Here is a 13778-nt window from a genome sequence, read left to right as displayed (position 1 = left end):
AACGGAGGGGATCCGCTTTGAAACCAGCTCAGCTTCCGGACCGCGTGCTTTTGTTTGACGGCGTCTGCAACTTATGCAGCGGCGCCGTTCAATTCATCATTAAACGCGATCCGGCCGGCAAAATCTCATTTGCTTCATTGCAATCAGATACCGCCCGGGAGCTTTTGGCATCAGAAGGACTTCCGACAGAACAATTTGACAGCATGATTTTTATCGAAAACGGGCGGATATACAAAAAATCCGCAGCCGTGTTAAAGGTTTCACGTCATCTCCGCGGAGCCTGGCGGCTGTCAGCGGTTTTTTTCGCAGTGCCCCGCCCCCTCAGGGACAGAGCCTATTCTTTCATCGCCCGGCGCCGTTACAAATGGTTCGGAAAAAGGGAAGCATGCATGCTCCCCTCCCCTGAGATCAAAAACAGATTTCTGTCTTAACAAAAATGGCTAGCTTACACAGGTAAGCTAGCCATTATGCTATTATAAAGCTTGATAAAGATGTACAAAATACCGATAACAAAAGTAAACCAAAACAGAATCTCAAGCAATATAAAACCGATCAGCGAAACGATAGAGAGTGTCGAATAGATTCTGTACACCATGAAAATCAAATAAACGAGCGTAACAACGGCAAATAACGCCGCAATCCAAAAACCATTCTGCACGAGCGCAAAGGAAAGAATTCCTCCGCCTACATAAATTAAAGAGCCTAATCTGATTTTTTTCAGATTGTCCCCCTCAGGGTCATTTGTGAAAAACAAAAGAGACAGCTCTGTCACTGTGTTTGCAATCAGCTTCAAAGCCGAAAAAAGCATAAAATACACAAGGGCGAACGCTGCAAAAAGCGCCAGTCTGATCCCTTTCTCAGAGAAATAATCCAGCATCCCCTGATACATGCCGAGCGTCTGAAGTATCTTCATGACATAAAGCGAGGTAGAAATGGATAATGACGAACTAAAAAGCAGAATCGCAACGAGCGGAAAATAACCCGTCCAATAAGTATTTTTCATATAAAAAGTCCCTTTCTGTAATCTACCTCACTTATTATGGAGGACTTAAAACACATTGACAAGATAAAAAATACCATTTTTCCTCACTTTTACGAAATAAGGGCCTGATCTTCACAAACCGGCTTTTTCGGAGTAAAGTAGAACGCGGGAATGATAAACGTAAGGAAGGCTGTTATGAAAAAAACATTAAAATTGCAAACCCGATTAACGATATTCGTCTGTATTGTCGTCCTTATCGCACTTTGTATCACCTTTTTCACGATCAGCGTCCAAACAGCAGACCGCGTGAAAGAAGAAGAACGGACAACCGCGCTGCGCACCGCAAAGCTGGTCGCGGAAACACCGAGTGTCACGCAGGCATTGCAAACAAGAAAAGGGCTGAAAGAGCTCCGGGATTATACATTAGACGTCCAGCATACGACAGGTACCGAATTTGTCGTGGTGATGGATATGAACAGCATCCGCCTCACCCACCCCGACGCAAATAAAATCGGGAAGAAATTCACCGGCGGAGACGAACAGCCGGCGATGCACGGCCATATCAAAACGAGCACATCAGCGGGAACCCTCGGGAAATCCATGAGAGCCTTCGTACCGATCTATGGAAAAGATAAAAAACAAGTGGGCGTCGTTTCGGTCGGAATTTCGCTTAACAAAATACAGGATGTCGTCAGCCACAGTTTGAGACCGCTTTATTTCATCATCTGCGTAAGTATTTTTGTCGGCGTCATCGGAGCCGTCATTGTCGCCCGCACCGTCAAAAACATTATGTACGGTCTTGAGCCTTATGAAATCGCCACCCTGCTGGAAGAGCGGAGCGCCATGCTCGAATCAACGAAAGAAGGCATTCTGGCGGTTGACGCGCGGGGAAAAATTAAGCTTGCCAATGCGGAAGCGAAACGGCTTTTTATTAAAATGGGTATTCCGACTAATCCGGTCGATCAAGATGTGAACGATATTCTCCCGAAAAGCCGGCTGAAACAGGTGATTGAAACGAAAAAACCGCTTCAGGACAGGGATATCCGCATTAACGGGCTTGAGCTGGTCTTTAATGAGGTTCCGATTCATCTGAAAGGACAAACCGTCGGAGCGATCGCCACGTTCAGGGACAAAACGGAGGTCAAACATTTAGCAGAACAGCTGTCCGGTGTTAAAATGTATGCAAACGCATTAAGAGCCCAGTCCCATGAATTCATGAATAAGCTTCATGTCATTTTAGGGCTTGTCCAGTTAAAAGAATACGATGATCTCGGCACTTACATTAAAGACATTGCCATTCAGCAGAAGACGGAAACAAGCGAGATTATAAGTGATGTCAAAAGTCCGGTTCTCGCAGGGTTTCTTCTAGGAAAACAAAGCTACATACGCGAACAGGGTGCTGATCTGGACATTCAGCTCGGCAGCCTGATCCCGAATGCGGCAGATCCGGCCGTCATCCATGAGCTCATTACGATTATCGGAAACCTGTTAAACAACGCGCTCGACGCGGTGGCGCAGATGCCGAAAAAAAACATTACGTGCTCAATGCGGTTTCAGGATCGCCAGCTTGATATAGAGATTACGGACACGGGAGCCGGAATGTCTGCGGCAGACCAAGCCCGTATTTTTGAACAAGGTTATTCCACGAAAGGGACAAACCGGGGGTTCGGCCTCTATTTCACCCAGCAGGCAACAGAAAATTTAAAAGGCCATATGATTGTGACAAGTGAAAAGAATGAAGGAACGACTTTCAGTCTTCGCATTCCGTATGAACCGAAGGAGGAAAATGATGATTAATGTACTCATAGTTGAAGACGACCCCATGGTGGGTGAATTAAATAAACGCTATCTCAGCCAGATTGAAGGATTTCAGCTGAAAGGGATCGCATCATCCTTTCAAAGCGCGCTGCACGTGCTGAGCGAGCATCATATCGATCTCATCCTTCTTGACATTTACATGCCGGGAAAAAACGGGCTTGAGCTTTTAACGGAAATCCGCAAGCAAAATGAATCGGTTGATGTCATCGTCATTTCGGCCGCAAGCGAGCTGGACGTCATCAAAAAAACGCTTCGGTACGGCGCCGTCGATTATTTAATCAAACCATTTGAATTTGACCGCTTTCAAACCGCTCTTTCCGACTACAGACGCAAGCAGAAAGTTTATCAATCACACAGAAGCATGACACAGAAAGAATTGGATGCCGAGCTTTTTCAAAAGAAAGAAGCGGCGGAAAAGGTTCACCTTCCGAAGGGATTGACAAAAAGCACGCTTAAACTCATCTGGGCGAGCATTGAGTCTTTCGGTGACGGCTCTTTTACCACGGAAGATCTCGCCAAGCATACTGAAATCTCGCAAGTCTCCATCCGGAAATACCTTAAATTTCTGGAAGACATACAAGTGCTGAATGTAGAGATGGCGTACGGCACGATCGGCAGACCCGTCTTTCAATATCATATCAACACCGGCAATGTCAGCAGCATCAAACAATATTTATAATGTCAAAAAGCGCCGTTCCGCTGTGAACGGTGCTTTTTTACTGTCATATCCCGTGACAAAAGGATTGAGATTCCTTTTTTGTATGCTATATAAGGATAATGACCCGGCTGATCCTCCTCTGTTTTATCCAGATGAGGAAGCCGATTCATAAAATTGATATTTTTTAAAAAATAAGCAAATTTCTATTTATTTATGGCGGGTAAAATGATAAATTATGATTGGTTAGCAGATCTTTTCAGATAAGTCATAAGTCCCAAACCCGGAAGAGACAGCCGCTCAAGGCGGGAAAAAGAGAGACGTCTCATCATTATTATCAGAAAGTTTTTTCGATTCTGCATCCGGTACGGGGACTCAAGTCTGAATTGAACGGCACAGCCATATTTTACAGGGGGGTTATATCTTTGAAAAAACGCAAAATCGGAATGGCGATGGCGCTCATCGCGGCGGCCGGAACCATATTAAGCGCATGCGGTTCAAGTGACAAAGCAAACGGCTCCGGCAGCAAAAACTTTACCGTCGGCATGGTAACGGATATCGGCGGTGTCGATGACAAATCATTTAACCAGTCCGCCTGGGAAGGTATTCAGGCATTCGGAAAAGACAACGGGCTTACAAAAGGCAAAAGCGGTTTTGACTATCTTCAATCAAAATCAGATGCGGATTATACAACGAACTTAAATAAATTAGCGCGGGAACACTTTGACCTGATTTACGGCGTCGGGTATCTGATGCAGGATTCCATCAGCGAAATCGCCGATCAGCGCAAAGACACAAATTTTGCGATCATTGACGCCGTTGTCAAAAAAGACAACGTGGCGAGCCTTACATTTAAAGAGCAGGAAGGTTCATTCCTCGTGGGAGCGGCCGCTGCGCTATCGAGCAAAACGGGAAAAGTCGGATTCGTGGGCGGAATGGAGTCTGAATTGATCAAAAAATTCGAAATCGGCTTCCGCGCGGGTGTACAAGCCGCAAATCCGAAAGCGACCGTCGAAGTGAAATATGCGGGCGGATTTGACAAAGCCGATGTCGGTAAGGCGACGGCTGAAAGCATGTACAAATCAGGCGTTGACGTCATTTATCACGCGGCCGGCGCAACGGGAACGGGCGTCTTCACAGAAGCGAAAAATCTGAAAAAAGAAGATCCGAAGCGGAACGTATGGGTTATCGGTGTTGATAAAGACCAGTACGCGGAAGGTCAAGTCAAAGGCACAAAAGACAATGTCACTCTCACATCAATGGTCAAAAAAGTGGATACAGCCGTAGAGGACTTAACGAAAAAAGCGAGTGACGGGAAATTCCCGGGCGGCAAAACATTAACATACGGTTTGGCGCAAGATGCAGTCGGCATCTCGGATCACAAGGAGAACCTTTCTGACGATGTCATCAAAGCAACAGACGATTGGAAGAAGAAAATCGCGGACGGGCTCGAGATCCCTTCAACTGAAAAAGAATTGAAATCCTTCAAGGCTGAGTAAGAACCAGGGGATAAGGAGACTTCCGTGCTTATCCCCTCTCTTTTATGAAAAGAGCGGTGAAGGAAAAGCTGCATCTCTTGCAGCTTTTCTTTTGCCAAGCTCTTTCTCATCAAAGTATCTCTGAAAAGGAGCGTCAAATCGGTGGATTATATCATTGAAATGCTTAATATACGCAAGGAGTTTCCCGGAATCGTCGCCAATGATGACGTCACGCTTCAAGTGAAAAAAGGCGAAATACACGCCCTTCTCGGTGAAAACGGCGCCGGAAAATCGACACTCATGAACGTTTTATTCGGCCTGTATCAGCCGGAAAAAGGCGAGATCCGGGTGCGGGGCGAGCGCGTTCACATCAACAGCCCGAACAAAGCCAACGATCTCGGCATCGGGATGGTGCACCAGCATTTTATGCTTGTGGATACCTTTACCGTCTCAGAAAATATCATTCTCGGAAAAGAGCCGAAAACATTCGGCCGGATTGACAGACAGCGCGCCGCCCGGGACGTGCGCGATATTTCCGACCGTTACGGCCTGCACATTGATCCTGAAGCCAAAGTTGCCGATATTTCCGTCGGTATGCAGCAGCGGGCGGAAATATTAAAGACCCTCTACCGGGGGGCCGACATTCTCATTTTTGACGAGCCGACCGCGGTGCTGACTCCGCACGAAATTCAAGAACTGATTCAGATTATGAAAAATCTTGTCAATGAAGGAAAATCAATTATCCTCATCACCCACAAATTAAAAGAGATTATGGAAGTCTGCGACCGTGTCACCATCATACGGAAAGGAAAAGGCATTACAACACTCGATGTCGCACATACGGATCAAGATGAACTGGCAAGCCTTATGGTCGGACGCGAAGTGTCATTCAAGACGGATAAACAAGCGGCCGATCCGAAACAAGAAGTGCTTTCGCTTTCTGATGTAACGGTTAAAGACGCGCGCGGCGTTGAGGCGGTCAAGCAGCTCTCCCTCTCAGTCAGATCCGGTGAAATCGTCGGCATTGCGGGCGTTGACGGAAACGGCCAGTCTGAATTAATTGAAGCCATTACAGGTCTCAGAAAAACAAATGCCGGCACGATCACGTTAAACGGCAAACAGCTGCAAAACATGCCGCCCAGGAAAGTCACTGAAGCCGGAATCGGGCATATACCGCAGGACAGGCATAAACACGGGCTCGTCCTTGATTTTCCGATCGGAGAAAATATCGTGCTGCAAAGTTATTACCAAAAGCCCTACTCTTCTTTCGGCATATTAAATAAACACACGATTTATGACAAAGCGCGAAGCCTGATTGAAGAATACGATGTCAGAACACCTGATGAATATACGCCTGCGCGCGCTCTCTCCGGGGGGAATCAGCAAAAGGCCATTATCGGCCGGGAAGTGGACAGAAATCCGGATCTTTTAATTGCGGCCCAGCCGACGCGGGGACTCGATGTCGGCGCGATTGAATTCGTCCATAAAAAGCTCATTGAGCAGCGTGATGCCGGTAAAGCGGTGCTTCTGTTATCTTTTGAACTTGATGAAATAATGAATCTCAGCGATCGCATCGCCGTCATCTTTGAAGGCAGCATCATCGCAAACGTCAATCCGCTTGAAACAAACGAGCAGGAGCTCGGACTTTTAATGGCGGGAAGTAAGCAAATGGAGGCGGGGAAAACACATGATTAATCGACTTTCTCATCTGGCTGTGCCGCTGATTGCGATCATCCTTGGGTTAGCTGCGGGTGCGGTCATCATGCTCGCCAGCGGCTACAATGTCGTAAGCGGGTATTCGGCTCTTTGGAGCGGCATTTTCGGTGAAGTGTATTACATCGGGGAATCGATCCGGCAGATTACGCCATATATTTTGTCCGGATTGGCCGTGGCATTCGCATTTCGGACCGGCCTGTTTAATATCGGGGTTGAAGGACAGCTCCTTGTCGGCTGGACCGCCGCGGTGTGGGTCGGCGCTTCCTTTGACGCCCCCGCTTATATCCACCTTCCGCTTTCGTTATTGGCGGCCGCGGCTGCGGGCGGCATTTGGGGCCTGATTCCCGGATTTTTAAAAGCCCGTTTTTTTGTCCACGAAGTGATTGTCACGATCATGATGAATTATATCGCTCTTCATTTAACCAATTATCTCATTTCCGATGTCATGACGGACCACCGGGACAAAACAGACAAAATTCATGAAAGCGCGTCGCTCCGCTCGCCGTTTTTAGAGCAGCTGACAGATTACTCCCGCCTTCACTGGGGCATTCTGATCGCTCTGTTTGCGGCAGTTCTCATGTGGTTTATCATTCATAAAACAAAAAGCGGATTTGAATTCCGGGCTGTCGGCTTTAACCAGCACGCCGCACAATACGCCGGAATGAGCGTCAGAAAAAATATGATGTACGCCATGATGATTTCCGGCGCCTTCGCGGGGCTTGCCGGCGCGATGGAAGGACTCGGAACCTTTCAATACGCGGCGGTTAAGGGCGCTTTTACCGGCGTCGGCTTCGACGGCATTGCGGTTGCGCTTCTCGGCGGCAGCACGGCAATCGGCGTTGTCCTGGCGGCATGTCTTCTCGGCGGCCTTAAAGTCGGGGCATTAAATATGCCGATTGAATCCGGGGTGCCTTCTGAAGTCGTTGACATCGTCATCGCCATTATTATTTTGTTTGTGGCATCAAGCTACGCCATCCGTCTCATCCTTGATAAATTGAAGAAAAAGGGGGCGAAGTAAGTGGACTTCCTGCAGATTTTATCCATTATTGTCCCGGCAACACTCGTATATGCGGCTCCGCTTATTTTAACCGCTCTCGGCGGCGTGTTTTCTGAAAGATCGGGAGTTGTCAACATCGGTCTTGAAGGACTGATGATTATCGGCGCCTTTACAAGCGTCATGTTCAACTTATTTTTCGGACGCGAGCTTGGCGCCGCCGCTCCGTGGCTCGCCTTGGCTGCGGCTATGATTGCCGGCGGACTGTTCTCACTGATCCACGCGGCCGCCGCGGTTTCTTTCCGCGCCGATCAGACGGTAACCGGTGTGGCGATCAATATGCTCGCGTTAGGAGCGACACTGTTTATCGTCAAGCTGATCTACGGAAAGGCGCAGACTGATAAAATCCCGGAGCCCTTTTACAAAACGAACATTCCCGGGTTAAGCGATATTCCGGTTTTAGGAAAGATTTTCTTTTCTGACGTATATTATACGTCGATTTTAGCCATCGTACTGGCCTTTGTTTCCTGGTTTATTTTATTCAAAACGCCGTTCGGCCTCCGCATCCGTTCTGTCGGGGAACATCCGATGGCGGCCGATACGATGGGAATCAACGTGTTCGGCATGCGCTATATCGGCGTTATGATCAGCGGGCTGTTCGGCGGGCTCGGCGGCGGTGTGTATGCTTCCACGATCGCGCTTGATTTCACCCACTCCACCATTTCCGGGCAAGGCTTTATCGCTCTTGCCGCGCTGGTTTTCGGCAAATGGCATCCGATCGGCGCGCTCGGGGCGGCGCTGTTCTTCGGATTTGCGCAGAGTTTGAGCATTATCGGCTCGCTTTTGCCCCTGTTCAAAGACATTCCGAATGTATACATGCTGATGGCTCCTTACATTCTGACCATTCTCGCGCTTGCCGGCTTCATCGGCCGCGCGGATGCGCCTAAAGCCAACGGCATCCCTTATATTAAAGGAAAACGCTGATTGTGACACAAAAAGAGTTCCGCACCCCGGTGCCGGAACTCTTTTCATCTATATACGATTCTGATATACTCACGCGGCTGAAACGGTGTTTGCATTGATTCAGCCGCACTCAGCTTGTCTTCTGCGTATTCCACACCGAGAAAAAAACGCTCCCAATCATCTGCCTCCGTCTGCTGCCGCGTTTTGCAGAAATCATCAACTATGAATGTTCCTGCAATAATAGAACAAAATATTCCAATACAGGCCGCCGCCTTTCTCTTCATCTGACCAGCTCCTTTTTTAAAAGCTTGAACTGAAAGATAAATGTATATACAAAGATCAGGATATTTGATAAATTTATTTTAGGTTCAAAAGACCACAAAACACAGAGAGGAATACATTATGCCGTAGCAGGGTAAAAAAAAGTGCGATATAATTTGGACTGGGTCCTATGACCGTGAATTGATTGATTCACTCTTACATAAAGCAGTTGCTTGATGAAAAAACAAGCAAAGGAGGTCTTCTGTTGCAGCTGTTACATTTCGCGATTTTGGCGCCTTTTTTATTTGCATTTATCGTTCCCTTTCTTTATAAACGGGTAAAACAAGTCCATACAGGCTGGTTTGTGCTGATAGTGCCCGTTGTGCTGTTTGTTTACTTTATCAGCAAGCTCCCTGTCACAATGGCTGGGGAAACCGTCCGGTATGCGGCCGAATGGATTCCGTCCCTCGGTATTAACTATACCGTTTATATTGACGGACTCGGGCTGTTATTCGCTTTATTGATTACGGGTATCGGCTCTTTAGTGACGCTTTACAGTATTTTTTACTTATCGAAGGACAAAGAAAAGCTCGGCCCCTTTTATGTGTACCTGCTGATGTTTATGGGCGCGATGCTGGGCGTTGTGCTCGTCGATAACGTCATCGTGCTTTATATGTTCTGGGAGCTGACAAGCCTGTCATCCTTCTTATTAATCGGGTATTGGCATAAGCGGAAGAAATCACGCTACGGGGCGGAAAAGTCACTGCTGATTACCGTCGGCGGCGGGCTGTGCATGCTTGGCGGCTTTATCCTGCTGTATCTGATGACGGATTCTTTCAGTATCAGGGAAATGGTCAACCAGGTGCATATTATCGCAGGCCATCCGTTCTTTATTCCGGCGATGGTTCTCCTGTTATTGGGAGCCTTTACGAAATCAGCGCAGTTTCCGTTTTATATCTGGCTGCCTGATGCCATGGAGGCGCCGACTCCTGTCAGCGCCTATCTGCACTCGGCTACAATGGTGAAAGCGGGCATTTATGTGATTGCCAGATTCAGTCCGGTTTTTGCATTTTCACCCGTCTGGTTTTGGACGGTTGCCTCAGTCGGTCTGATCACGATGGTATGGGCTTCCTTCAATGCGATTAAACAAACCGATTTAAAAGCGATTCTGGCATTTTCCACAGTCAGTCAGCTCGGTATGATTGTATCGATGCTCGGCGCAGGAGCCGCCGCGCTTCATTACCAGCATTCAGAGTATTTTACGGCGGCTGTCACCGCGGCTGTGTTTCACTTAATTAACCATGCTACTTTTAAAGGAAGTTTATTTATGGCGGTCGGCATTATCGACCATGAAACGGGAACACGGGACATCCGCAGGCTCGGCGGCCTGATAGCGCTTATGCCGGTAACGTTCACCGTTTCACTGATCGGAACGTTTTCCATGGCGGGCCTCCCTCCGTTTAACGGCTTTTTAAGTAAAGAAATGTTCTTTACAAGTATGCTGCGGATTGCTCATGCAGATATTTTCAGCCTGGATACGTGGGGCGTGCTGTTCCCCGTTCTCGCATGGATCGGGAGCGTCTTCACTTTCATCTACAGTATGAAGCTGTTTTTCAGAACGTTCAGCGGCGCGCGCAAACCTGATCAGCTTGAAAAGACGCCGCATGAAGCACCGCTCGGCATGCTGATTTCGCCGGTGATCCTTGCCGCTTGCGCCGTCAGTCTGTTTTTTGCACCGAACGTTTTGTCTTACAGCCTGATTGAACCGGCGATGAACTCCATTTATCCGGCTCTGTTAACCGGCGGAGATACATTCCATGTCCATATTTCCCAGTGGCACGGGGTGACGGCTGAGGTAATGATGACCCTCGGCATCATCATTGTCGGCACGATCGGTTACGTAACGCTATCTAAATGGGAGCGTTTGTACGGTCTGTTTCCGAAAAAACTGACGCTGAACAAGCTTTACGATGCGGTGACGGGCAGTATGGAAAAAAGATCTTACCAGCTGACGTCATCGTATATGACCGGATTTTTGCGGGATTATCTGCTGTATATTTTTGCGGCGTTTATCATTCTCATCGGAACGGCATTCGTCATGAAAGGCGGCTTTTCCATGACAGCGAAAGGCATGGCTGAAATCGGCCTGTATGAAATCGTGCTGTCCCTCGTTATGGTGAGCGCAACGATTGCGACTGTGTTCGCCAAATCGCGGCTGACGGCCATTATCTCACTCGGTGTTGTCGGGTACACACTCGCGCTGTTTTTCGTGATTTTCAGAGCGCCCGATCTGGCGCTCACGCAGCTCGTCATTGAGACGATATCTGTCGCCTTGTTTCTTCTTTGTTTTTACCATCTGCCGAAAATGCGGCGGAAAAAGAAGACAAGAACATTCCGGATGACGAATTTTATCATTTCTCTCGGTGTCGGCGTCATCGTGACAATGCTCGGAATCGCATCTTCCAGCGAAAAAACAAAAGACAGCATCTCCTCCTTTTTCACCGCTTACAGCCATAAGCTCGGGGGAGGAAACAATATCGTCAACGTCATCCTCGTTGATTTCAGGGGATTTGATACGATGTTTGAAATCACGGTGCTGTCGATTGCCGCACTCGGGATTTACGGCATGATCAGAACAAAAGTAAAAGAGGAGGGAGAAGAGCGTTGAGACAGCAAAAAACAAACGACATCATCCTTCAGACGGCAACGAAGCTTGTATCTTTTATCATTCTGCTTTTCTCTTTCTATTTATTTTTATCGGGGCATAACGCTCCCGGCGGAGGATTTGTCGGCGGACTGATTACGTCTTCGGCCATCGTGCTGTTGCTTTTGGCCTTTGATTTAAAAACCGTCAAATCGATTTTGCCCGTCAATTTTATTTATGTGGCGGGCGCGGGTCTGCTTATCGCGATTGCAACGGGTGCAGGTTCGTTCTTATTCGGAGCACCCTTTCTCACCCATACATTCGGCCATTTTCATCTCCCGGTGCTTGGGAATACGGAGCTTGCAACGGCCACTTTGTTTGATTTAGGTGTGTATCTCGTTGTTGTCGGCGTGACGATGACCATTATTCAAACGATTGGAGAGGAAGAATAATGGAAATCTTAATGTCTGTCATTGCCGGTATTTTGTTTATGGCGGCAACCTACCTGCTGCTTTCTAAAAGTCTGCTGCGCGTGATTATCGGCACCGCGCTTTTAAGCCACGGCGTCCATTTGCTGCTCCTGACCATGGGCGGACTGAAAAAAGGCGCTCCTCCCATACTGGGCGGAAAAAGCTCGTCGTTTGTCGATCCGCTGCCGCAGGCACTCATACTGACGGCGATCGTTATTTCGTTCGGCGTCACGTCCTTTTTGCTTGTGATGGCGTTTCGCGCCTATCAGGAACTGAAAACGGACGATATGGATCGAATGAGGGGAAATGATCAACATGAATAACTTTGTGATATTGCCTATTCTGGTGCCGCTGCTTGCCGCAGTGCTGCTGATTTTTATGAACAGGCGCGTGATGCTGATGCGGATATTCAGCACTGCCGCTTCCTGTGTCTCCATCGCCATCAGCGCCGCTCTCGTTCAGACGGTTTTCACACACGGGATTCAGACGCTGACACTCGGCGGCTGGAAAGCGCCGTACGGCATTGTGCTCGCCGCGGATCAGCTTGCCGCACTGCTTGTTTTGACAACCGCCATAATCGGGCTGCTCGTCACCCTGTACTCCTTCCGCTCCATCGGAGAAAAAAGGGAGCGCGCTTTCTATTATTCAGGGGTGCAGTTTCTTCTGGCCGGCGTAAGCGGAGCGTTTTTGACGGGTGACCTGTTCAACATGTACGTCTTTTTTGAGCTTCTGCTTATCGCGTCCTACATGCTGATCGTGCTTGGCGGAACGAAAATTCAATTAAGAGAATCATTGAAGTATATCGTGTTTAACATTGTGTCATCCGCGTTTTTTGTCATCGGCGTCGGTTACTTATACGCGGTGACGGGCACGCTGAATATGGCTGATCTAAGCGTAAAAATAAGCGAATCGGGCCAGACCGGGCTGATCACCGTCATCGGCGTCCTTCTTCTCGTCGTTTTCGGTTTAAAGGGCGGAATATTCCCGCTGTATTTTTGGATGCCGGGCTCTTATTACGCCCCGCCGGCTGCAATTTCGGCTTTATTCGGGTCTCTTTTGACGAAAGTCGGACTGTATGCCATTTTAAGAGTATTCACTCTGATCTTTATTCACGATACGGGCTTTACCCACCAATTGATGATGTGGCTTGCGATGCTGACGGTGCTATTCGGCGTAATCGGATCTATCGCCTTTTCGGATGTCATGAAAATCGTCATCTACAATATTATTACAGCCGTCGGCGTGATTTTGTTCGGCATTGCCATGAACACGCCGGCCTCCATTCAAGGAGCGGTTTATTACTTGATTCACGATATGCTGATTAAAGGAGCGCTGTTTATGCTTGCCGGCACGCTTATCGCATTGACAGGCACTGCCAGCCTGCATAAAATGGGCGGACTGATCACCCGTTATCCCGTTTTAGGATGGATGTTCTTTATTTCAGCCATATCTTTGGCCGGCATCCCGCCGTTCAGCGGATTTGTGGGCAAGCTGAAGATCGCGGAAGGCGGGTTCGATAAGGGGGAAACATTGTTTTCCGTATTGATTCTCTTATCAAGCCTGCTTGTGCTCTATTCCGTGCTGAAGGTTTTTACGACGGCTTTTTGGGGGGAAGAAAAAGAAATCCCCGGCGCAGGCGGACGGTCCGCAAAAGGACTTCTTTATCCGGCAGCCGCTTTTCTCCTTTTGTCGCTTCTGTTCGGGCTCGGAACCGAATGGGTTTCACCGTATGTCAATCAGACGGCTGAGAATCTGCTGAATCCGGAAAAATACATTGAAGCTGTTTTGAAGGAGTAG

Annotated in this window: 13 protein-coding genes; 11 read left to right on the top strand and 2 right to left on the bottom strand. The window is 48.2% G+C overall.

Translation table 11 applies throughout. The features are described 5' to 3' along the window. Positions 1 to 17 precede the first annotated feature (17 nt). Positions 18 to 431: a thiol-disulfide oxidoreductase DCC family protein gene (locus tag K3G25_RS14435; RefSeq protein WP_014305710.1), complete on the top strand. Its 414-nt coding sequence runs from the start codon at positions 18 to 20 to the stop codon at positions 429 to 431. 14 nt (positions 432 to 445) lie between these two features. Here K3G25_RS14435 and K3G25_RS14430 read toward each other — a convergent pair whose 3' ends face one another. Continuing rightward, a complete protein-coding gene (locus tag K3G25_RS14430) occupies positions 446 to 1003 on the bottom strand; it encodes a YufK family protein (RefSeq protein ID WP_007408662.1) in 558 nt (185 codons plus the stop codon). A gap of 174 nt (positions 1004 to 1177) precedes the next feature. Here K3G25_RS14430 and malK point away from each other — a divergent pair, with 174 nt between their 5' ends. The 6 genes from malK (at position 1178) to nupQ (ending at position 8627) form a co-directional block, all read left to right on the top strand. Then, a complete protein-coding gene (gene malK, locus K3G25_RS14425) occupies positions 1178 to 2779 on the top strand; it encodes a malate sensor histidine kinase MalK (RefSeq protein WP_014418754.1) in 1602 nt (533 codons plus the stop codon). Beyond that, positions 2772 to 3479: a response regulator gene (locus K3G25_RS14420; protein ID WP_003152077.1), complete on the top strand. Its 708-nt coding sequence runs from the start codon at positions 2772 to 2774 to the stop codon at positions 3477 to 3479. Before malK ends, K3G25_RS14420 begins: the two co-directional genes overlap by 8 nt. Before the next feature lie 401 nt (positions 3480 to 3880). Beyond that, positions 3881 to 4954 (top strand): BMP family lipoprotein, encoded by a 1074-nt coding sequence (locus tag K3G25_RS14415; protein ID WP_007408665.1) that lies wholly within the window; start codon positions 3881 to 3883, stop codon positions 4952 to 4954. Between the two features lie 141 nt (positions 4955 to 5095). Continuing rightward, positions 5096 to 6628 carry an ABC transporter ATP-binding protein gene (locus tag K3G25_RS14410; RefSeq protein WP_017419415.1) on the top strand — a complete coding sequence of 511 codons (1533 nt, stop codon included), beginning with the start codon at positions 5096 to 5098 and terminating at the stop codon, positions 6626 to 6628. Then, positions 6621 to 7667: an ABC transporter permease gene (locus tag K3G25_RS14405; RefSeq protein WP_012118308.1), complete on the top strand. Its 1047-nt coding sequence runs from the start codon at positions 6621 to 6623 to the stop codon at positions 7665 to 7667. Before K3G25_RS14410 ends, K3G25_RS14405 begins: the two co-directional genes overlap by 8 nt. Next, a complete protein-coding gene (gene nupQ, locus K3G25_RS14400) occupies positions 7668 to 8627 on the top strand; it encodes a guanosine ABC transporter permease NupQ (RefSeq protein WP_003152071.1) in 960 nt (319 codons plus the stop codon). It abuts the gene before it with no gap. A 44-nt stretch (positions 8628 to 8671) separates the two neighbouring features. Here the strand turns inward: nupQ and K3G25_RS14395 are convergent, their stop codons facing one another. After that, positions 8672 to 8890 (bottom strand): hypothetical protein, encoded by a 219-nt coding sequence (locus K3G25_RS14395; RefSeq protein ID WP_060675427.1) that lies wholly within the window; start codon positions 8888 to 8890, stop codon positions 8672 to 8674. Positions 8891 to 9132: 242 nt separating this feature from the next. On the opposite strand from K3G25_RS14395, the gene K3G25_RS14390 reads away from it, so the two are divergent. From K3G25_RS14390 to K3G25_RS14375, 4 genes are read left to right on the top strand one after another with little or no spacing between them, the layout of a single operon-like run. Next, a complete protein-coding gene (locus tag K3G25_RS14390; RefSeq protein ID WP_022553705.1) occupies positions 9133 to 11535 on the top strand; it encodes a Na+/H+ antiporter subunit A in 2403 nt (800 codons plus the stop codon). Next, positions 11532 to 11963, top strand: a complete 432-nt coding sequence (locus K3G25_RS14385; protein WP_007613424.1) for a Na(+)/H(+) antiporter subunit B — start codon at positions 11532 to 11534, stop codon at positions 11961 to 11963. The genes K3G25_RS14390 and K3G25_RS14385 overlap by 4 nt, the downstream gene beginning before the upstream one ends. Further along, positions 11963 to 12304, top strand: coding sequence for a Na(+)/H(+) antiporter subunit C (locus tag K3G25_RS14380; RefSeq protein WP_022553706.1), 342 nt, complete (start codon positions 11963 to 11965; stop codon positions 12302 to 12304). Before K3G25_RS14385 ends, K3G25_RS14380 begins: the two co-directional genes overlap by 1 nt. After that, positions 12297 to 13778, top strand: coding sequence for a Na+/H+ antiporter subunit D (locus K3G25_RS14375; protein WP_021495363.1), 1482 nt, complete (start codon positions 12297 to 12299; stop codon positions 13776 to 13778). Before K3G25_RS14380 ends, K3G25_RS14375 begins: the two co-directional genes overlap by 8 nt.

The organism is Bacillus sp. FCW2 (assembly GCF_021228595.1).
GTDB lineage: Bacteria > Bacillota > Bacilli > Bacillales > Bacillaceae > Bacillus > Bacillus velezensis.
This window is presented reverse-complemented; position numbering and strand designations above follow the sequence as displayed.

Coding starts and splice junctions, on each gene's coding strand:
- K3G25_RS14430 (WP_007408662.1), bottom strand. CDS start 1,003: ATGAAAAATACTTATTGGACGGGTTATTTTCCGCTCGTTGCGATTCTG.
- K3G25_RS14405 (WP_012118308.1), top strand. CDS start 6,621: ATGATTAATCGACTTTCTCATCTGGCTGTGCCGCTGATTGCGATCATC.
- K3G25_RS14375 (WP_021495363.1), top strand. CDS start 12,297: ATGAATAACTTTGTGATATTGCCTATTCTGGTGCCGCTGCTTGCCGCA.
- K3G25_RS14380 (WP_022553706.1), top strand. CDS start 11,963: ATGGAAATCTTAATGTCTGTCATTGCCGGTATTTTGTTTATGGCGGCA.
- K3G25_RS14420 (WP_003152077.1), top strand. CDS start 2,772: ATGATTAATGTACTCATAGTTGAAGACGACCCCATGGTGGGTGAATTA.
- malK (WP_014418754.1), top strand. CDS start 1,178: ATGAAAAAAACATTAAAATTGCAAACCCGATTAACGATATTCGTCTGT.
- K3G25_RS14395 (WP_060675427.1), bottom strand. CDS start 8,890: ATGAAGAGAAAGGCGGCGGCCTGTATTGGAATATTTTGTTCTATTATT.